The organism is Gorillibacterium timonense (genome assembly GCF_001457415.1).
In the GTDB taxonomy this organism is placed as follows: domain Bacteria; phylum Bacillota; class Bacilli; order Paenibacillales; family NBRC-103111; genus Gorillibacterium; species Gorillibacterium timonense.
In genome coordinates, this window is record NZ_LN881720.1 from 22792 (window position 1) to 43295 (window position 20504).

Here is a 20504-nt window from a genome sequence, read left to right on the forward strand (position 1 = left end):
TTCTTCTCATTGTACCCCAAGAACGGGGATCTGTAACAGTCCGGGTGAAACCCTTTGCTTTGCCGAGATGTCTTTCCCGATGATGTCGAAGAGGATTCAAATGAGGCAACATCGTGAAAATTGCAATCGTCTCTACCGCATGCAGGTCAATTTCGCTAGGATGGAGGAAATGGCCTATTCCTGATCCGCCGGGGGATGTACTAATGAAGGATGATGTGGAAGAGTTTGAAAGGAGCCTATTGTATTTTAGCAAAGTGTTCACGGAGAACAATTCCCACCTTGAACGTCTTCATTCCATAAGCAATCGGGCTTTAACAGCGATCGGAGGAACCCTCTGACCCGCAGCGACTCCATCGCATAAAGTCAAGCACTGAATTTTAGATTGAACCATAAAAACCGGAGTTCCTTGTTCATTTATTTTAAATCAATTTCTTCGATGGAAATCTGGCCAATGAGTTCAATCGCAAGCTCTCAGATTGAGCTGAATTTAATTATAAAATCAAAGAAACTCGCTGCCTTTTTATCAGGCGCGAGTTTCTTTGATTTTGAATCAGGCTTGGATTTATAACGATTCGGTAAATCCTTGAGAGATGGCTTGTCTATCTTCAGGACTGTCAAACCCATCCCCCCAGATAAACCCAGCTCCGTCGCCGCCAGAATAGAGTATAGGAAGTGAAAATAAAAAGCTTCCGGTAAAACCATAATTGTAATTTCCAAACCATTCGCTCGTCCGGTATGATTGGCCCCATCTAGTGATAGCTAACCACCCCTTATCATGTGGAGCATATCCAGGTTGAACTTTATAATCCCATTCGCCTCCACCTCTTACTTTCGCTACCCAAACACTACTGGCGATTATATATGCACTTGCTGGTGTTCCAGGAAATTTGGAATATGATTGGTAAATGCTTTGTATGAAATCTCTATTACCCAATGCGATATGATATGCATCCAAGATGGAGGGACCGCTCATTAAGGATGAAAATGACTGCTTTTCCATATCCCTCTGAAATTCTGTAGCAATGATTTCATCCCGCGAGCGTGTAACAAATGAATAAGTTTCATCGAAGTAAGCATATCCTTTGGATACAGCAATGTTTGCATCATTCATTCTTTCTATGTACAGGTTATAAGTTGATTCTTGGAGTCCTACTTCTTTTGGGTTAATCTCTGCGATCACTATTTTACCACTTTCATCCACTTGAAGCAGATTCAACTCAATTAATGTTGAATGAATAGATTGGAGTTCTTGATCTGTAGGTTCAGTTGCCGACGTTACACCTTCATTAGCAGATGCAAACGAAGTAAATGCGGTGAACAATAGAAGAAACATTAATGTAATATATATCAATTTTTTCATAAATATACCTCCTTTTTATTGTGATCTAAGTATACCATTTATATAATAAATATGTAAATAATACTCATAAACTAAAATAATATGGAGTTGATTTATGATGAAGAAGGTCAACATTATCAGTTTTATTATGGGTCTAGGTTATTTTTTTATGGTCCAATTATATGGAAATATCTATCGAATCAGCAGATTAACTGGATTTGAGCTCAAAACTGTCATTCTTACTGTTCAATGGATAATTGTAATTCTCTTTATCGGAGTCACTATCATTACCTTTTTTTATTCGAGAACTAATCTCCTCGATGAAAAGTACAAATACATTTCTGTAATCCTATGGTTGCCGTACTTTTTACTCCTCAATTTCACCTTTACCAGGATATATCCAATTACAAACTCAGGGGAAATGGTCAGTCCAGCCATTGGTCTCCTCGTAATTTTTTTAACTCTCCTATTCCCACTCTATGTGTTTATTATTTTATTCGTAAGCTCAATCGTCCCCTTCCGTGGTCAAAAGAAACAATGATGATGTGTTTTGAATCTACGCGCACTCTAAGAAAGAGTAAGGATCTCCTCTTGGTTCTCCATGAGGAGGAAACAAGTGGCCGAGCGGAAGACCCACCGTTATTACCGCTGCCCCTCCTGCAACCAAACCTTGCGCGTTCCGAAGGGGAAAGGAAAGCTCTCCATCACCTGCTCCCGCTGCCAAACGTCATTCGTTCGGAAAAGCTAAGCCATGCTAGCGGTGACCGCAAGCAGCTGAGGAAGAGGGCTCGGCATGATGCCGACACCCTACGTACCTTTTTCATGAATAACTGAAGAGCTCCTTCCGATTTGAATTCGAGAGTGATGATCGAATTCGTTTGGAAGGAGCTTTTTTCGTAGGGAGGAACAGCATGCGGGGGCAGATTCATCTCGTTCAGGTATATCGGGAACTCTCATTCTGTCAATATTTATTATAAAAATTGCTAAATATTAAAAAATATGGTGATAAGTATTTTATATCATGATAGCATTCGAATTGCATAATCTTACCGACAAGGAGAGAAGAAAGGATATGATGAAGATGATCGTGGAAGTCCTACCTAGCTACCGCATTGCTTATGTACGGCAGGTTGGTCCATATGGTCCGGCGAACATTCAGGCGATGGAGAAGCTAAAACAATGGGCCAGGGAGAAAAAGCTGTTTACCGAATCGGCAATTCTACTCGCATTTCCGCAAGACAATCCCGAAACAACCCTTCCTGAAGCCTGTAGATACGATGCAGGTATTGTCCTTCCCAAAGACTATCAAATGGATGATTCTCTTTGTGAAAATGAACTCTCTGGCGGGCAATATGCTGTTTTCAAAGTCAACCACACCGTGGAAGGCGTTCAAAGAGCATGGGCTGAAATTTTTCCAGCTATCCAAAACAGTGGATATCAAATCGACAACAAACCGATTATCGAAAGATACGCAGGCGACATGATGGCCAATGAGTTTTGTGAATTATGTGTACCGGTAAAAGAGGAGGGCCGAGTTTAGGCAGCGAGAAGGAGGACGGGACGCGGATCAAGGCTTGGTCGAACGGTGTTTCATAAGGGAGTACGGCCGCCAACAAAACAAAAAGACGGCACCAATCAGTGCCGTCTGGGTATTTTTGAGTGATCTCAAGCAGGGGTACCGGGTCCGATCCTCTATAATCTTAGTATAAATTTCAGATCAGGATAAGTCTTTACTTTTTGAAGAAATACAGGTATTTTATACCTGTTGGTTGGCCAGCCGCGTAACCAAGCGGGACTTTCCGAGTGAGGAGTCGGGTATGGAGTCATTTATTCAACATGTCCATGAGCTTGGCCTGCAGGTAAATGGGGTTATCGTAACGCAGAATGGCAGACGGCTACTGGAGCATGCTTTTGTCCCGGATAAGCGGCAGCGGATTTATTCCTGTACGAAAACGTTCCTAGGAACGGCCTGCGGGGTCGCCCTTGATCAAGGGCTTTTTTCTCTTCACGACCAGGCGGTGAACTACTTTGCCGATGAATGGGCTTTGACCTCGGCGGATCGCCGGCAATGGGAGCAGGTCACCATCGAGCGTCTCTTGACCATGTCGATTGCCGATTTCCCCTTTTCCTGTAAGAGCGAGAAGAACTGGCTGAATGCAATCCTCGACCTGCCTTTACCGGAGATAAGCCGCAAACAGCTCAATTATTCCAATGTGCCGACTTACTTGCTCTCGATCATCCTGGAAAGGGCCTCGGGTCGGAAAACCTGGGAGTTCATGGCGGAGCATGTATTCACGCCTCTGGACATAGAGCCGGTTGCCGATGGAGCCAACTGTCCGGAAGGTTATTTTATCGGAGGATACGGCATAGCCGCTACGCTCCGTGAGTTGGATCGGCTGGGGCACCTGTATGGCAATGATGGCGTATACCAAGGGCGACGGATCGTCTCGGAGGAATGGACTCGGGAGGCGATGAAGCCGCATGGTATGAAACCCGAGGGGAACGGCGGGTATGGGTATCTGATGTGGAGCGTTCCGGGTGTCGGCGCGATGATAGCAGGCATGCTGGGGCAGATTTGCCTCATCTGTCGGGACAAGAACGCGGTGATTACGATCCTGTCCGATCTCCCGGACCGCAGCGGGCAAGAGGATATCCTGTACAAGCTGCTGTGGGACGATTTGTATGCCAATCTATCGTAGAAAGCGGGGAAAGCACTTGGGGCAGGTAACGTTTGCCGTGTTCACCGATCTGCATTACGACAGAATCTCGGGTGGAGACCGGCGGCTGGACGAGTTTCTAAACACGGTTCGCAGGACGGACCCGGACTTCATCATCGAGCTGGGGGACCTGTGCCATCCTATGGAAGAAAACCGGTTCCTGCTGGAGAGGCTGGAACAGGCCGGTGTCCCCTGCTATCACGTCATTGGCAATCACGATTCGGATCGATCTTGTCGATATCGAAGGAATGAAGGGAAGCTATCGGCATCTGACGCCGGCAGACGCGGGCATCGTGAATAATCGCTGGAACGGAATTTCGATGGAGCCGGTTGTTTCCTCTCTGCGGATAAAGGCAAAGCGGTCTGCTCCCGAGAGGGATCTTTGAATGGTATGATGTTACAGTTGAGATGTATTTCCAAAAAATAGTTAACTGTAGTAGTTTTGATATTAGGTAAATAAACCGCACTATATAGAAAGGAGAGGTTTGGATATGTCAGAAATTATGAGGTATGAGGGAAATGTAGGGCAATCCATTGAGGCACAGGTGAATGGCGCACTCGACGTAAAGGGGACACATCAATGAATAATGTAGTCAATTGGCTTCTTGAAGATGACACCCCCGAAGTAAAATACCGTGCAATGACCGAACTTCTAGGTATGTCAAAAGACGAACTTGAAGTGAAAAAGGCTTATGACCATTTATTAAGCTCAAATAGGCTTCGTTTAGTCATGGATAAATTCAAACATAATAAAAAGTGGGAGGATATCAACGCATTCTTGGCACTCACGGAATTTGGTTTAACACGCTTTGATGTACCTATTGATGACTATATTGAACGTATCATCAAACATATGAATTTGAGTATGAAGTGTGCGAAAATATTACTGTTGAGAAATTTGGTATCGCTTGGATATTACGAGCATCCGTGGGTGCAAGAGCAAATACCTTTGGCTTTTTCTACTATACGGCAAGACGGCACAGTTCGATGCCTGGACAAAACCAAAAAAACAAACGACTCTAAGTTGCTGGATATGGGTTGCTATAGACAAACTACTACCTATCTTTTACTCGGGGCAGAGCTGAAAAAGATAGGCATTATTCTGCCGCAATTTGAGCCATTACTTAATTTTTATATGAACCACTACGTTGCGTTCCGCTCTGACGCTCCCGGAAAGGTAATTATCAAAGATATGGCGGGGACGTTTTATCCGATTGATCATGTACACATGGGGTTACAGATGATTATGTATGGGCTTTCGGTTCTTGGTGAGGCGAATCATCCTAATTGCGATAAAGCATGGGCATTATTAGACAGCAAAAAAGACATCGAGGGTAAATATTTGCTTAGCGAATCTTTCGATGAGCCTTATTTCGATGTGGGTATGGTGGGCCAACCCAATAAATGGGTAACGCTATATGTTCTGCTCTCAGAAAAGTATCGAACAAAAAAAGCATAGCGAAAAATCCAAAGATAAACTCTTCTACGCAGAAGGCGTGAAATTCACTGGTGGTTCCCACATACCGCTCCATCGTCGCCGCGGACACATTGTTGAGCTTCTTTTCCTCGATAAAGTTCTTGATCGCAAATTTGAGCAACATAAAAGAGACAACTCCCTCCCGGATTTGCAACCCGTTAGGTTGTTGTCTCTTCGTCTGGAACGGTGTCTGCCCCTGACCACAAAACACGTTGATCGTGAAGAGGGGGAGAAAACCTTATGGTGTAAAGGAAATCGAGACGACAGGATTTGAACCTGCGACCTCTTGCTCCCGAAGCAAGCGCTCTACCAAGCTGAGCCACGTCTCGTCATGATATTTCACCCGGTCTTGAAAGGACCAGCAGAAAAGATTATATCATGGCCCAATTGAAAAAGCAAAGTGTTTTTTATACGGGAGGAAGCAGAGAATAAAGGGCAGATGAAAACGCTGCCTATTTTTGTCGTGAGAATTTTTTTCAATAAAACCTGAAAATCCTTGAAAAAGGTCTTGAAAGTGAGCGGAGATGGGAGTAGAATCAGCTTCAGTACCGAATGACTGGTTTGGACATTTAGTCAGTTTTTCAAAACTCGGGTCTTCCGTTCTTTCGGAGGACGGATGCACAAGGGAGGGAACAAGAATCGCGACCGTAGACAGGAGGCAGCAAATTCTGGATGCTGCAGCCCGCTCGTTCAGCATTTACGGCTACAAAGCAACGACCATGGATCAGGTCGCCAAGGATGCGAAGGTGGGCAAAGGGACGATCTATACGTTTTTTGCCGACAAGGAAGAGCTGTTCCGCGCCATTCTAAATGAATTCATTATGCAAATGAAGCAGATCGCGGAATCGGTGCTGGACCGCAAGCTTTCGTTTTTTGAGAATTTGCATAACGTGCTGCTGTCGATGGTGAACTTCCGGGAATCCCATCGGTTGACGATCCAGCTGACCCATGAAATGAAGGATATGGGGACGCTGGCCGCCATAAATGCGCTGCAGCAGGTGGAGTCGGCGATCATCGGGTTCATCAAGCGAGAGATCGAGGGCGCCATCGCCAAGAAGCAGATTAAGCTTTGCGATCCGGAGATTACCGCCTTCGTCATGCTGAAGCTGTACATCGCCTTCGTCTCGGAATGGAGCGAAACGCGAGGGAAGCTGACGAACGAGGAGATCGCTCGGCTGTTCCAACTGTATTTGGGGGACGGCTTAGCCGTTTCTAATGCTTAGCTGTGACGAAGAGAGTTCGCCGAATGACTGTAGAGACCGGTTGGCGACCGGAATAAAAGCGAATTGAAAAGAGAAGGGTAGGATAAGAGATCCATGAAACAAAGATCTTTTGCAGGTGAATTATCAGCCATCGTGCGCGATAAGCGGGTGCTCATTCCCGTTATTGCCGTCATGCTAGTCCCGCTGCTTTACTGCGGCATGTTCCTGTGGGCCTTCTGGGACCCGTACGCCAAGATGGACGTTCTTCCGGTTGCTGTCATAAACAGCGACAAGGGAGCGGACTTCAACGGCGAGACGATGAACGTCGGCAAAGAGTTGGCCGATAAGCTTAAGGATGGCAAGGACTTCGACTGGCAATTTGTGAGTAAAGAAGAAGCCCTGAGCGGTTTGTCCGACCGTACGTATTACATGGCGATTGAAATTCCGGAGGATTTCTCGCAGAAGGTCGTTACTGTGACCGACGAGAAACCGGAAAAAGCCCAGGTCATGTACATCCCGAATGAAAGCTATAACTTCCTTGCCGCGCAAATCGGCAAAACCGCCATTGAGCGCATCAAGAGCGAGCTGTCGCAAAATGTGACAGAGGCGTATTCCAAAGCCGTATTCAGCAGCGTGAATAAGCTCGCCGACGGCATCGGCCAGGCTGGCGACGGTGCCTCCAAGCTGGCTGACGGCTCCAAAGACATCGACAGCGGCGTGAAGACCGTTAAGGAAAACCTCGACAAGCTGGCTGCAGGCGCAACCGACCTGAACAACGGCGTTCAACTCGTAGACGTCAACACCGGTAAGCTCGTAAGCGGTGCGGCCCAGTTGAAGACGGGGATCGATACGCTGGATGCAAGCGCCGGGAAGCTGGCCGCAGGCGCCGGCGAGCTCAAAACCGGTGCGGAAGCCATCGATGCCGGTCTCGGCAAGCTGGTAGCCGGCGCCGCTCCGATGAAGGACGGCATCGCCGCCCTGCAGCAAGGCGCTGGAGCGCTTGGCAGCGGGCTCACCGAGCTGAACACCGGCGCAGGCTCCCTGTCCGATGGGCTTGGTCAATTGAAGACGGGTGCTGAGCAACTGTCCGCAGGCGCCGACAAGGCTGGAACCGGAGCCGCCCAACTGGAGAAGGGGCTCTCCACCTCCAAGGATAGCCTGACCAAGCTGTCCGCTGGTGCGGACGGTATCACGAACGGCCTGCAGGCCTACGTGAAGGCTCATCCCGAACTGGCACAAGACCCGAACTTCGCCAAGCTGCTTGAAACGAGCAAATCGGTATCGCAGGGTCTCACCGCAGTAACCGCTGGTCAGGATCAATTGATCGCAGGCGCCGGACAACTGGCGACCGGATCGACGGAGCTCAAGACCGGCCTCGACACCGTCGCTTCCAAGCTGACGGAAGCGGCAGCCGGTGGTGAGAAGCTGGCTGCAGGAGCAGTCAAACTGCAAGCGGGCGCTGAGCAATTGTCCGGCGGAATCGGCCAACTGGCCGGAGGCGCGGACCAACTGGTAGCCGGTGCAGGCGAGCTGCAAGCCGGAGCCAAGAAGCTGGCTGCCGGTGCGGGCCAACTGGCCGGAGGCACGGGCCAGCTGACAGCCGGAACCGGGAAGCTGGCTGCAGGCGCCGATGCGTTGGCGAACGGCACCCAGCAATTGAACGACGGTACGCACAAGCTGGCAAACGGAGCCGAGCAAGTCGCGAGCGGCGCCAAGCAGCTTGACGAAGGCACCGGCAAGCTGCAGGACGGAGCCGATCAGCTCGCAAGCGGCAACACCGAGCTGGCAACTAAGCTGCAGGATGCCACGAAGCAAACCGGCTCGATGAACACGGGCGAAGACAACGCCAAGATGTTTGCCGGCCCGGTTGAAGTCACTGAGCAGCGCTACACCGAGGTTCCGAACTACGGCACCGGGTTTGCTCCTTACTTCATCTCGCTCGGTCTGTTCATCGGAGCGCTCCTCTTGACCATCGTCTTCAAGATCAAGGAGCCTGCTACTCCTCCGAAATCCGGCGTGGCTTGGTTCTTCAGCAAGTTTATGGTCACCATTCTGGTCGGATTGGTTCAAGCCGTCGTGCTGGATACGTTCCTGCTTACCGGGCTCGGACTTGAAGTGCAAAGCATTCCGCTGTTCTACATCATGACCATCATCACCAGCATCACCTTTATGGCCATCATTCAATTCCTCGTATCGGCATTCGGCAATGTCGGTCGCTTCGCGGCTATCGTGCTGCTGATCTTCCAATTGACGACTTCGGCGGGTACGTTCCCGAAGGAGCTGCTGCCGGACTTCCTGCAGAAGTTCCATCACCTGCTGCCGATGACCTATTCCGTCTTCGGATTCAAGGATGTCATCTCGAGCGGAAGCTTCAGCACGATGTGGCAAAATGCAGGCGTGCTGCTCGGATTCACGGTCGCCTTCATGCTGCTTGGCTTGGCCTACTATACCTTCCAATTCAGCCGGCATAAGGATGAGTTTAAGGGAGCGGAAATGACCGCTTGAGTTTAGCGAAACCAGCTCCTTGAACGGAGCGAAGCAGCTAACCGCTTCATCCGAATTTAGCTGTTCAAAAGAGAACCCCGTCCCGCTTTGGGATCGGGGTTCTTTGCTGTCGAATGCCAGACTGTCATTGAGAGAAGCTATCAATATCCATAGAATGATAACTTGTTCTGAGAGAGCACGAAATTTATACTTATTATAAAGTTGTGAAAAATCGTACATAGGAGGATTCATCCATGAAAAGTCTTGTCGGAACCCGCACTGCCGAAAATTTGCTCAAGGCGTTCGCAGGGGAATCTCAAGCCAGCATGCGCTATACGATCTTTGCCGAGGTAGCGGAAGAAGAAGGACTTCTGCCGATCGCTGCGATCTTCAAAGCGACCTCCCACAATGAAAAGGAACATGCCAAGCGCTTCTATAACCTGCTGATAGCGGGCTACGGCGGAGAGCTCCCCGGAAGCCTGGAAATCGCCGCGACCTTCCCGTTCGCCAAAGGCAGCACCGCGGAAAACCTGAGGGCAGCTGCGAGCGGTGAGAACGAGGAATGGACGGAGCTGTACCCCGAATTCGAACGAATCGCCAAGGAAGAAGGCTTCCCCGAGGTTGCCGGAGCGTTCCGGCTGATCATGAACATCGAGAAGCGTCACGAAGCCCGCTATCTGAAGCTGGCTGGCGAAGTGGAGAGCGAAACGGTGTTCAAAAAGGAAGAGAAGGTCGTCTGGATCTGCACGGAATGCGGACATATTCACGAGGGCAAGAACCCGCCGGAGAAGTGCCCGACTTGCCTGAATCCGAAAAAGTACTTCGAGCTGTTCGCGGAAGCGCTGTAAGCAGTCCGATAAGGATCATGACCATAAGGTCCGGCCGCTGGCCGGACCTTTTCTTTGGAATGAGCGGAGTTTGGGCGAATAGCCTCCTGCAAGTGACCATGCCAATCGGAATGTGGCACATATCCTAAAGTATCTTCTGTGAAGGGAGTGCTGAAAGATGGGTTTTTTTCCCGGCTATGGCGGTAACGGTGCTTATGGCGGTGCGGGTTGCGGTTGCGTAGCCCCCTATTCCGGTGGAGGAACAGGGGCGGCATTTGTTCTGGTTCTGTTCATCCTGCTTGTCATTATTCTGAAAACACTCTGTTAGTCTCCAAAGCGCCTCCCCGCCGGCTCCCCGCCGTGCGGGGATTTTTTTATGGTCCGTGCCTTCGATTCGTTATCGTTCGTTCTCGATGCTTGACGAATAAGAAGAAGAGAAAATTGGAAGTTTATCCTTATCTGTGTGAAAGGGGAATTCTGGGTCATGGTCCATCTGATCAAAAGGATGATCTCGTCCAAGTCAAAAAAGAACGCGACACCGATCCGCGAGCAGAATGCCCCCGAACTAAACAAGGACAGCCTTCAACGTGAGCTCGGCGCTTCGCTATCGGACAACATCCGTTTTTTGCAAGAAACTCTTGGTCAAAGCTCGGATTACGTTTGCCGGAAGATCGGGGAAGAGGACAACCTTGCGGTGGCTTACCTACAAGGAATGGCGGATCAAAAGCTGCTCGCGGTGTTAATGAAGGAAATGCTCCCGTTTGCACGCGCCTCTGAGATGGCAACCCATTTGCCGCACCGGATTGCCGAACAGCTGCCGTTCGGCAATGTCGAGCAGGAAGGAACCGAACAGGAAGTTCTGAAATGCATTCTGAACGGCAAGGTGGTCCTGCTAGTTGATGGCATGAATGGGGCCTTATCGGTTGCCATTCAAGGTGGCGCGCAAAGGGCCGTGGAGGAGCCGACTTCGCAAACGGTAATCCGTGGGCCGAAGGAAGGTTTTACGGAGAACATCGGAACGAACATTGCCCTCGTTCGGCGAAAGGTGAAATCGCTGGATATGCGTGTGAAGACCCAAACGATCGGAAGGCTGACGCAAACAGAGGTATCTACCGTGTACTTGGAGGGAATCGCAAAGCCGGAGGTCTTGGAGGAAGTCACTGCACGGTTGGGTGCGATCGACATCGACAGCGTACTGGAGAGCGGTTATCTTGAAGAGTTCTTGCAGAACCGTCGATACACCCCGTTTCCGACCATGATGAATACCGAACGCCCGGACGCGGTAGCGGCCTCCATTTTGGAGGGGGGCGTGGCGATCTTTGTGGATGGCACACCGTTTGTGCTTCTGGCGCCAGCTACGTTTTTCAAATTTCTGTTTTCAAGCGAAGATTATTACCAAAGCTTTGACATTTCAACGTTTCTCCGGTTCGTCCGTTTTTTTTCGTTTCTCGTTGCGACGTTCCTGCCCTCGTTATTTATCGCCATCACTACCTTTCACCAGGAGATGCTTCCCACGACGCTTTTGATCAGCCTGACCGCCCAGCGGGAAGGCACACCTCTCCCTGCTCTGATCGAGGCGTTGCTGATGGAACTGACGTTTGAGATCATCCGGGAAGCCGGTGTCCGCATGCCGCGCGCCATAGGTCCTGCGATCTCCATTGTGGGGGCCCTTGTTCTGGGGCAAGCGGCCGTTCAGGCGGGGCTTGTATCGGCTGCCATGGTCATCGTCGTGTCGTTCACCGCTATCTCCAACTTCGTCATTCCCGCCATCAACCTGGCAGCCGCCATCCGGCTGCTCCGGTTTGTTTTTATGATACTGGGCGGTACGCTCGGGCTTTTCGGCATTCTGGCCGGCGCTATTCCGGTTCTCGTACATATGATCGCTCTGCGCAGCTTCGGCGTTCCTTACATGACTCCGCTGGCTCCTTTCGACAGCTCGGCCTTCCGGGACTTCTTAATCCGGGCGCCCTGGAGCCGAATGAACCGACGTCCGGTGACGACGGCGACCCATAACCTTAAGCGCCAGCCTGGGAAGGAGAGCAGCGGCCTAAAGGAAGAAGAACGGAGTTGACAGCGAGAGGAGAAGGTCCGATGAGGCGTTGGAAGGCGGTTGGGCTGGCCGTTGCGGTCAGCTTGCTGCTGGGCGGGTGCTGGAATCGCACGGAATTGAATGAATTGGGAATTGCAACGGCCACCGGTTTTGATCGCGACGACGGTCTATGGGCGGTAACGTATCAGGTTGTCGTACCTTCGGCTGTTTCCTCTGCGGCAGGCATGATGTCCGGAGCATCTTCCCAGCCTGCGGTGCATGTATATACCACGAAAGCCAAAACCGTTTTTGAGGCCAACAATATGAGCAACCTGGAATATCCCCGGCGTTTGTTTGTTGCTCACAACAATGCTGTGGTCATAAGCGAAGAGGTGGCCAGAAGCGGCATAAGCCGAATCATCGACGTCTATTTGCGGCAACCGGAAGCGCGGGAGACCGTCCAGCTTCTCGTTACAGAAGGAAGGGCTGATCATATTCTGCGGAAGCTCTTGCCGCCTGAGAAGATCCCGGGAGTCAGCATTGCGGATATCCTTCGTCAGGAGACGAAAAACACAGCCAAAATGCCGGCCGTGACCGTCCATGAGTTTGCCTTGCATCTGGTTTCAGACGCTCCCTACACGGTTGTGCCCGTGATCGAGGTATCCCCTCAAGATGAAAAGGGAAATCCCGCTGAACTGGAAACTCAGGACATCTACAAAGAAACATCTCCGTCCGCCAAGCTGCGATTGACCAAGCTGGCGGTGTTCAAAGGCGATCAAATGGTGAGATGGATGAACCTCAAGCAAGGCTCCGGTTTGGCATGGATGAAGGGAGATCTTCGCAATGCCGCATTGTCGTTTCCTTCAACCGCGGGTACTGGCGATGAACACGAGTATTCCTCTGCCCGTATCATTCGAGCCTCTACCAAGCTTGTTCCCAGAAAGAAGGGGGACGGATTCCGTATGCACATTGAGGTGAAGGCTAGGCTGGTGCTCACGGAAGTGATGGAGAATAACGACCTTGCGGAAGCAGGAACGATTCGAGAGATGGAGCGGCAGATCGCCGATAAGATCAAAAGGGATATCGAGAATACGTTGGAGTTCATCCAGAGCGAGAAAATCGATCTCGTGGGGTTCGCCGACCTCATTCACCGTAAGTTTCCGCGGGAATGGCCGCGAGTTAAGGAGGACTGGCCGGAAGAGTTCAGTCGCATCGATGTAGACGTCAAGGTAAAGGCGACGATTATACGGCATGGCCTTGTGATGAAATCGATGGAGAGCTTGATGAAAGGACGACGCTAAGGAAAGGAAAAAACCAAGGGGGGGTGTGGAAATGAATAGCGTCCCAATACGGGTATCCTATGTCGCCATCAGTCTATTTATCTTCGAGATCGGCAGCAGCCCCATGTTCCTATTGGGCGCAAAAGCGGGGAGAGACGCCTGGCTATCCATGCTGATCGGCGCCGTCACCGGGTTGCCCTTTCTTCTCCTGTATCTGGCCATTCACAGACTTGATCCGGACAAGGATCTGTTCGAATTGCTTCTGTACTATTTCGGCAGGACACTGGGCACTGTGGTGGGGTTGGCGTTTGTCGGTTATTTTATTTTGGAAGCGAACCGGAACCTCCGTGATTTCGGCGATTTGACGGGATTGGCCATCTTGACGCAGACGCCACTCTTTTTTATCATGCTGATCGTCATTCTTGTGATCATGAACACCATGCGGTATGGTCCAAGGACACTGTTTCTGGTCATCACAAGTTTGTTTCCCCTCATCCTCTTTAGCTTCATCCTCTTGTTTGTTTTTCTCCTCACGACCGACTTGGTCAGGCCGGAATTTCTGTTCCCCGTACTCGAGCATGGAATTAAGCCGGTCTGGGACGCGGCGGTTCCCGAACTGATCTCGTTTCCCTTTTGCCAAAGTATGCTCTTTCTCGTTTTCTTCCCTCTCGCTGACCCCCGCCGTAGATTGACCAAAGCGATTGTGCTGTGGTACGCGGGGACCTCGGTGTTTTTGACTTGCTTGAATGAGGTCAGCATTCTGGTGCTCGGTCCCGTTCTAGCGGCGAACAGCACCTATCCGATTCTGCAGGTGGTTCAGTTGATTCGGGTATCACAGTTGGTTCAGCGCTTCGACGCGCTGTTCGTGATGATTTTATTTTTGGGGTTAGGGACGAAGCTCTGTTTCTTTTTTATGGGAGCGCTGGTGGGGATGGAACGCATGACGGGAAAGAAGGTAAAGCTATGGGTCATCCCGGTGGGGGCGACCATCTACCTAACTGCGTTTTTTCCATCCTCCTTTACCTCGTTTGTTAGACTCGGCCTGGAGGTTTTGGTCACCTATGTTTATCCGTTCTTCCAGCTGGGCTTCCCTTTGCTGCTGTTTGCTGTCATGCTTCTTCGCCAAAAGAAAAAGGGATCCCGGACAACCGGTCATCCCTCTACTGGTTCTACCTAAGCCTCCCGACCATGATCTCCAAGGCTCTGCGTTCCTTCTCGTATGCGGTTTTCAACAGGGAGGCAATGTTCGTTCGAACCTCGAGCAAGCTTGCATCCTCGTTTTTTTTGATGGTAAAGGCGCTCAGCCAAGCTTGGTAAACGGTCTGATATAACTCAGCGAGCTCAGGGAGATGGGCCTTCTCGAAATACTTGTAGGCATATTGTTTCAGCGGTGCATAGGTCCCGAGGAAATATTCGGCATTTGATGAGTCGCCAAAGCCGGTAGCTTCCTCATAATGCTTGATGAGAGCCGGGTAGACCTCCAGGCCTTTGGCGTTGTCGCACCACTCCTCCCCCTGCAAGTGGGAAACGGCAAGCTGCAGCGTGTCGTGCTGAATCGCTTCCCGCGACTTCTCCGACTTTCCGGTCAAGGTGAGTACCGACAAAATCGGGATTTCCCGCTTGCCTAGGGCATCATAGGACATCTCCGCAGCTTCGCCTGTAACGGATAGCGTGGCGAAGGTTTGAGAGGCGTCATCGTAACCCGTGATCAGCCCCCATTCGGGAACTCCGATATCCCAGGAAATGGCCGCGATGCCTTGATCGATGGAGGTTCTGATCCGTTCGATGGCTTTAAGCCGCTGCGCTTCCTCCTGGTCGTCCTGCCCCCAATAGCGGCCGACATAATCGCAGTGAAGACCTCCGTTTTCCACCCACCTTTGCTGATCGTCCCAACTCCAGATCGAGGTGGCGCTTCGGCACAAATCGGCAGACAGCCACATCCGGAAAGCAAACCCGCTCGTGGCGACAATCTCCTCCGCCAGATCGGCATACGGGCTGTTTTTGACGGCGGCAGACAAGGCTTTCGCTAAGGAAAACAGATACCCGGTGGCGTCGTCAACGCCGTCCCACGTGATGGCTAGCTTCTTCATTTCAATCCCTCCAAAGGTATGTGGATTTGTTCTCGGAATGTCCGAGCTTCTTCGGTATACGTCTCGAATTCGTGTCCGCCGGTGCTCCGGCAGCCGCTAGTGGGAAGCCATTTGTTGTTGATGAATGCCCATGTTTGATGAATGGTGCTCACAAAGGTATAGAAAGTCGATGGAGGAGTGGTAAAAACGGCATACCGGCCGCCGCTGATCGCGATTTCCTGAGTATCGCTCAAATCTCCGCGCGCGTGCTCCTTGCGAATGCCAATGAAATAATCCAGCTTGCCAATCGAGTGGTTCCAGATGCACACCCCGTAATCCGTGCATGGCATTCCCCCGGATAGCTTCTTCGACCCTTTCCGGCAGTTGTATTTGTTCCAGAAGCTTGGCGGATCCTCCTCATCGCTTTCATAGGCGACGACCGTAAACGGATCAAGCGTCCTGATTTCAGGCGTTACCGAGAAGGGAACGCTTTCAAATTGAAGGGGTTCATAAAGCTTCAGGCTGCTTTGCGCCGCCTTAAATTCCGTGGGGCGAATGCGATGCTCGGCTGCAAACGCCCGCGTGAAATTCTCTTTGGAATTGAAGCCGTAGGCAAAGGCAAGATCCGAAATCACGGCTTCGTTATCCAGCCGTTTGATGATTTCGGTCAGTCTCCGCTTGCGAATGTAGTCGGCCGGCGTGAGCTTGGTCGCATACTTGAACACCCGGATAAAATGATAATCCGAGTAGCCGGCCATCCGCGCGCAGTCGGCCAGGGTTAGTTCTTGACTCAAGTTCTCTTCGATATAGGCAATCACACGCGCCATATGCGCCTTATAGTCCATACCGCCTCACCTATGTATAGATATACCACAACAAAACCTCACAGAGTTGATAAAAATTGCTTTTTTTGCTTTCTCCAGAATATTGACAATCCAATTCTATCGTCGTATAGTGTTGTGAACTGAAAATAGTCAGGTTTTCTAGGGTTCCGCAACATATCCATGTTGGCCTGGTCCGAGAGAAAGCCCGCAGCCCACCAGCTGCGCCACGGAAGGATAAAAGCCTGGGAGATAAACTGCATCATGCGGTTTGTTTCCCAGGCTTCTTGTTTTCATCCACTTTTGGCTTTACTAACGAAGGGAGAGATCACGGTGAACAAAACGTGGGCATCGGTTATTGCGGCAGCTATCTTTGAGGTGTTTTGGGTCATTGGGCTAAAACATGCGGATAGCTTTTGGGAATGGGGAGGAACGGCAACCGCGATTTTCTTTAGCTTTTACTTAATGATCATGGCGGCGCGTTCGCTTCCAGTTGGTACCGTTTATGCCGTCTTTGTTGGCTTAGGAACAGCGGGAACGGTTCTTGCTGAGATTGTTTTGTTCGATGCGGAAGTTCAACTCTCGAAAATTGTATTCATTGTCGTGCTTCTTATTGGGGTTGTCGGCCTAAAACTGCTTAGCATGGAAAAAGGGAATGAGGTGAGCGGAGAATGAGCTGGTTGTATCTCTTTATGGCGGGGATCTTTGAGATGCTCGGGGTTTTATTGATAAATCTATTTAACCAAGCACGCAATTGGAAATCGTTTTGCTTCATGTTTGCTGGTTTTGGTCTCAGCTTTCTATTCCTATCGCTGGCCATGAAAACATTGCCGATGGGGACAGCCTACGCGGTATGGACCGGAATTGGAGCTTCCGGGGGCGCGATCCTTGGAATGATCTATTACAAGGAGCCTCGAAGCTTTCTTCGTATCGCTTGTATTGGATTGGTATTGGGCTCAGCCGTAGGGTTGAAACTGGTGGGTTAGAGGTTAACATGCCCAAAGAGGTGGCCTGGCTCCCCTGTTTTGGGATGTCGCAGAGGTACGGTCGGATCTGCGGATCTGGATAGCAAGGCGTAGCAGCAAACGAAAAGGAGCCGCGCTAAGGGCTCCTTTTTGTATGTGTAAATGTGTATTCGGATTCGGAATCATTCAAAAAAATGGCGTTCCCGAGAGGATTCGAACCTCCGACCTGCAGTTTAGGAAACTGTCGCTCTATCCTGCTGAGCTACGGGAACGCAGCGAATAACATTATACCACCAGCCCTGCTCGCGGCGCAACATGCGGAATATCCCCCAGTTGGACGAAAGAAGGTGCCTGGTGTGGAGACCCTCTCCCGGATCACAAGCGGATCACAGGTAGTTGCTGCGAAACCCTCTGGTGCATGCAGTTGGGCAGCTCAGACGTGTCCCCAGGGGAAAGGGCTCACAACATGTGGGCAACAACCCATGGAGAGCCAGTTGTCAGCTTCTACAAGGATCTGTTCAGTGAGCCCATCTCCGTAATCACTGAGGGAGACCGGAGCACCACAACAATCATGCCGGCAAGCGAACGTTAGGAACGGGTGTTTGTAGCGACGATCACAAAAGTTTTGTTTCACCGATCACAGAAAATTTGTAGATTATTGGATATTATGCTTGTAAGTTGAATGCCAGTGTCTTTTCTCCACGGGGTCTTTGGTGATTTCAGCAAGCATATGTAAGTGATCCAGGTTGAGGATCGTGATGAGTCGCTTCTCTACAAGAATGATACCTTCTTGTTGGAACTCGATTAGGATTCTCGCAGCGGACTCTCGGCTGATTCCGATCATGTTACCAAGATGTTGTTGCGTGATCTTCCAGTCGATCAGTTGGCCTTCGCTTGAGGGAACACCAAAGTTGGAAAGCAGGTCAAGTAGTATGTTGGCAACTCGTACACGGGCGTCAAGAAAGGCCAAGTACTCCAGCTTACGATCGGCTTGGGCGAGCCGCTCGCTCACTACGTAGAATAGGTTGCGAAGGATCTGTGGAAAGCGGTCGATTAGCTTGTCCACGTCTGGCTTGCGAATCATCCAGAGAACGGTGTCTTCAATGGCAGCGACAGAAGCGAGCCGCTCACTACTACGGTGGACAACTTCCAACTCTCCTATGGTTTGGCCTGGGAATTGGTGGCCAAAGACGATCTCTTTGTCTTCACCTTCACGGAAGATCTTGAGCTGGCCGGACTTGACCACGTACATTTCGTTGCCGGGGTCGCCTTGGGAGAACAAGACTTGGTGCTTTCGAAGGCGACGCTCAGTGAATTTTTCTAGTACCCATTCTGTGGTCTCGGGTGGAACGGTGACATCTTCAAAGAAGGTGGATTCTAGTATATATGTAACCAATAGCAGTCTCTCCCAGGCAGTAATTATTTCATAATACATTTTACCAGAATTATAGAAGGTAGGAGAAAACGAATTACTCAGTATATTTGAGGGAGGCAGCCATGAAACCTGGAAAGATTACGAAAACAAGGCGGTTCGTTTTGGTTACGACAGCGAGTATATTGTTACTAACTACTGTTCCCGCAATAGGGTTTGCCGGTTCCAATCAGAGTTCTATTTCTGTCGTTATTAATGAGCGAAAACAACAGTATGATCAGTCCCCTGTTCTACTAAATGGGTCGGTCATGGTTCCATTGCGTTCTGTCTTTCAGTCTCTAGAAGCTAATGTTACCTATGACTCGAAAACCAGAACAATTAAGTCGAACAAAGGGGAAATATCGGTTTCCCTTCAAGTCGGCAGCAAAATAGCTAAAGTAAATGGTAAGGAAGTCACATTGAGCCAACCTGCGACCAGCATTAATAATTCCACATACGTACCAATCCGATTTGTAAGCGAAGCGCTGGGTGCAGAGGTAAAGTGGGATTCAAAGAATAACATAGTTTTCATTACATACAAGGAAAACCCAGAGCATTTGAGTAAACTCGTTGAGGCGGAGTTACTCAATAATCAGATTGACGTCGAAAAGGTTGCCTCTCTTATCCGAAAAGGAGCGGATGCAAACCGCGCATTGTTTTTTGCTATAGACCATGGTGCACCTTTGGAAGTGGGTCAGGCTATTGTGAAATGTGGTGCAAATCCAAGCATTCTGTTAATCAGTAATGTCACGTCTAGAGATATAACGACTGTTAAGATGCAGCTTGCTTTAGGTGCCGATCCTAACGTACAGGATACAACGGGGAATTTCTTTTCCCCATTAACATCTGCATTAAACAAATGGACCGTTAATGGTAAAAAGGTGGATATATCTTTCGAATTAGCAGAAATTCTTTTGGAGGCAGGGGCAAAGCCAACTCCTGAAGATTTGGCTAATATTCTTATCTACCGAAATTCTGATGCCTTAAAGCTTTTGCTGGACCATGGTGCCGATCCTAATGGAATTGTCACAAAAATCGTATACCGAGGGACGAATAGTACCTCCTTTTACTTCTTTGGTGATGCACCTGATCCGAATGTTAAGCAGAAAGTTATTTTACAAGCAATTGATCAGGCTATTGCGACAGGGGAGAGCGAGTTTAAGGATGATGTATTTAGAAATGTGGAACTCCTGTTGAAGTACGGAGCTAGTCTAGACACTGTATCTCAGGATCAACTGGATCAATTATTACAGCTGGCATTAAAGCTCGGAGTAGATAGCCCTTACTTACTGAATGCGCTCAGAACAGCAGGAGCTAAATAAATCAGGATGCGAACCCAAATTGGCCATAAAGATAAAAGCTAAGCGAAGGGTATTGGCGGAAAGTTGCTGTTACCATTTTTGGAGAAGGAAGAAAATGCCCATCAGTACATATTCCAACCATGATGAATCAACACTTCCCGGAAACCCCAGCTGGACAGCTAGAGTTTAGCGTGATCCCTGTGGCAGGCGGAGAAGTAGCAATTGCTACAGATATGCCCCTGTAGAGAACCAGCCCCAGACCTCGCAAAGGCCATATATTATATTGATGCTATTCTATTGCCCTGCATGTGAGCTTTTTTGCAGGGCTTTTGCTTTTTCTGAACAAACCCTTGAGACTACTTTGACCATGCAGAGATTCGGACAGAGTTGTTGCATTAGTTCTTCGACATGAAGCAAAAGGCAACCACCAACAGTAGGAGCTGCCGGTGGTTGCCTGATCACAACCGGATCACATGATGGTGTCCAGAAATTCATTTGGCCGGAGGGGGCGTTCTATGTACAATACGTATCCAAACCCTCTTGTTAACGTTGGTTTAGATGGTTCAGATGTTTTTCACACTT

At 49.8% G+C, this 20504-nt stretch carries 18 protein-coding genes, 2 tRNA genes and 1 riboswitch; of the genes, 14 read left to right on the forward strand and 6 right to left on the reverse strand.

Going from position 1 to position 20504, the window contains the following annotated elements; all coding sequences use genetic code 11:
• Window positions 1-562 precede the first annotated feature (562 nt).
• Complete coding sequence (locus BN2684_RS00640; RefSeq protein WP_058300259.1) at window positions 563-1360, reverse strand: polymorphic toxin type 44 domain-containing protein; 798 nt, start codon at window positions 1358-1360, stop codon at window positions 563-565.
• Between the two features lie 595 nt (window positions 1361-1955).
• Between BN2684_RS00640 and BN2684_RS25150 the strand changes: the two genes are divergently transcribed.
• The 5 genes from BN2684_RS25150 to BN2684_RS00670 all read left to right on the forward strand — a co-directional run bounded on the left by BN2684_RS25150 (window position 1956) and on the right by BN2684_RS00670 (window position 5515).
• The gene (locus BN2684_RS25150) at window positions 1956-2087 is read left to right on the forward strand and encodes a hypothetical protein (protein WP_262360849.1); all 132 of its coding nucleotides are present in this window, start codon (window positions 1956-1958) and stop codon (window positions 2085-2087) included.
• Between the two features lie 327 nt (window positions 2088-2414).
• Window positions 2415-2879: an AraC family transcriptional regulator gene (locus BN2684_RS00655; protein ID WP_058300515.1), complete on the forward strand. Its 465-nt coding sequence runs from the start codon at window positions 2415-2417 to the stop codon at window positions 2877-2879.
• Window positions 2880-3156: 277 nt separating this feature from the next.
• Complete coding sequence (locus BN2684_RS00660; RefSeq protein ID WP_058300262.1) at window positions 3157-4038, forward strand: serine hydrolase domain-containing protein; 882 nt, start codon at window positions 3157-3159, stop codon at window positions 4036-4038.
• On the forward strand, window positions 4022-4357 hold the full coding sequence (locus tag BN2684_RS23725; RefSeq protein WP_082651661.1) for a metallophosphoesterase family protein: 336 nt from the start codon (window positions 4022-4024) through the stop codon (window positions 4355-4357). Before BN2684_RS00660 ends, BN2684_RS23725 begins: the two co-directional genes overlap by 17 nt.
• Window positions 4358-4636: 279 nt before the next feature.
• On the forward strand, window positions 4637-5515 hold the full coding sequence (locus BN2684_RS00670; RefSeq protein ID WP_058300264.1) for a hypothetical protein: 879 nt from the start codon (window positions 4637-4639) through the stop codon (window positions 5513-5515).
• Between the two features lie 273 nt (window positions 5516-5788).
• On the opposite strand, the gene BN2684_RS00675 is transcribed toward BN2684_RS00670, so the two are convergent.
• Window positions 5789-5862 (reverse strand) — tRNA-Pro (locus BN2684_RS00675).
• Between the two features lie 195 nt (window positions 5863-6057).
• Here BN2684_RS00675 and BN2684_RS00680 point away from each other — a divergent pair.
• The 6 genes from BN2684_RS00680 (at window position 6058) to BN2684_RS00705 (ending at window position 14532) form a co-directional block, all read left to right on the forward strand.
• Complete coding sequence (locus BN2684_RS00680) at window positions 6058-6756, forward strand: TetR/AcrR family transcriptional regulator (RefSeq protein WP_082651662.1); 699 nt, start codon at window positions 6058-6060, stop codon at window positions 6754-6756.
• Window positions 6757-6849: 93 nt separating this feature from the next.
• A complete protein-coding gene (locus BN2684_RS00685) occupies window positions 6850-9240 on the forward strand; it encodes a YhgE/Pip domain-containing protein (protein WP_058300265.1) in 2391 nt (796 codons plus the stop codon).
• Between the two features lie 233 nt (window positions 9241-9473).
• Window positions 9474-10067 carry a rubrerythrin gene (gene rbr, locus BN2684_RS00690; protein ID WP_058300266.1) on the forward strand — a complete coding sequence of 198 codons (594 nt, stop codon included), beginning with the start codon at window positions 9474-9476 and terminating at the stop codon, window positions 10065-10067.
• A gap of 463 nt (window positions 10068-10530) precedes the next feature.
• Window positions 10531-12117, forward strand: a complete 1587-nt coding sequence (locus BN2684_RS00695; RefSeq protein WP_082651663.1) for a spore germination protein — start codon at window positions 10531-10533, stop codon at window positions 12115-12117.
• 20 nt (window positions 12118-12137) lie between these two features.
• Window positions 12138-13376 (forward strand): Ger(x)C family spore germination protein, encoded by a 1239-nt coding sequence (locus BN2684_RS00700; RefSeq protein ID WP_058300267.1) that lies wholly within the window; start codon window positions 12138-12140, stop codon window positions 13374-13376.
• Between the two features lie 31 nt (window positions 13377-13407).
• Window positions 13408-14532, forward strand: a complete 1125-nt coding sequence (locus BN2684_RS00705; protein ID WP_058300268.1) for a GerAB/ArcD/ProY family transporter — start codon at window positions 13408-13410, stop codon at window positions 14530-14532.
• Here the strand turns inward: BN2684_RS00705 and BN2684_RS00710 are convergent.
• Both BN2684_RS00710 and BN2684_RS00715 read right to left on the reverse strand, forming a co-directional pair.
• On the reverse strand, window positions 14525-15445 hold the full coding sequence (locus tag BN2684_RS00710) for a hypothetical protein (RefSeq protein WP_108722133.1): 921 nt from the start codon (window positions 15443-15445) through the stop codon (window positions 14525-14527). The two genes, BN2684_RS00705 and BN2684_RS00710, sit on opposite strands and share 8 nt — an antisense overlap.
• Window positions 15442-16269, reverse strand: a complete 828-nt coding sequence (locus tag BN2684_RS00715) for a helix-turn-helix domain-containing protein (RefSeq protein ID WP_082651664.1) — start codon at window positions 16267-16269, stop codon at window positions 15442-15444. The genes BN2684_RS00710 and BN2684_RS00715 overlap by 4 nt, the downstream gene beginning before the upstream one ends.
• 127 nt (window positions 16270-16396) lie before the next feature.
• Window positions 16397-16499: riboswitch (guanidine-I (ykkC/yxkD leader) on the forward strand.
• 79 nt (window positions 16500-16578) lie between these two features.
• Between BN2684_RS00715 and BN2684_RS00725 the strand changes: the two genes are divergently transcribed.
• Window positions 16579-16920 carry a DMT family transporter gene (locus BN2684_RS00725; RefSeq protein ID WP_058300518.1) on the forward strand — a complete coding sequence of 114 codons (342 nt, stop codon included), beginning with the start codon at window positions 16579-16581 and terminating at the stop codon, window positions 16918-16920.
• Entirely contained in the window at window positions 16917-17231 is a 315-nt protein-coding gene (locus BN2684_RS00730) for a DMT family transporter (protein ID WP_058300271.1), read from the forward strand. The genes BN2684_RS00725 and BN2684_RS00730 overlap by 4 nt, the downstream gene beginning before the upstream one ends.
• A 174-nt stretch (window positions 17232-17405) precedes the next feature.
• Here BN2684_RS00730 and BN2684_RS00735 read toward each other — a convergent pair.
• Window positions 17406-17482: transfer RNA gene (locus tag BN2684_RS00735), tRNA-Arg, on the reverse strand.
• 383 nt (window positions 17483-17865) lie between these two features.
• On the reverse strand, window positions 17866-18606 hold the full coding sequence (locus BN2684_RS00740; RefSeq protein ID WP_058300272.1) for a Crp/Fnr family transcriptional regulator: 741 nt from the start codon (window positions 18604-18606) through the stop codon (window positions 17866-17868).
• Window positions 18607-18707: 101 nt separating this feature from the next.
• Between BN2684_RS00740 and BN2684_RS00745 the strand changes: the two genes are divergently transcribed.
• Entirely contained in the window at window positions 18708-19943 is a 1236-nt protein-coding gene (locus tag BN2684_RS00745; RefSeq protein WP_058300273.1) for a stalk domain-containing protein, read from the forward strand.
• Window positions 19944-20504 lie beyond the last annotated feature (561 nt).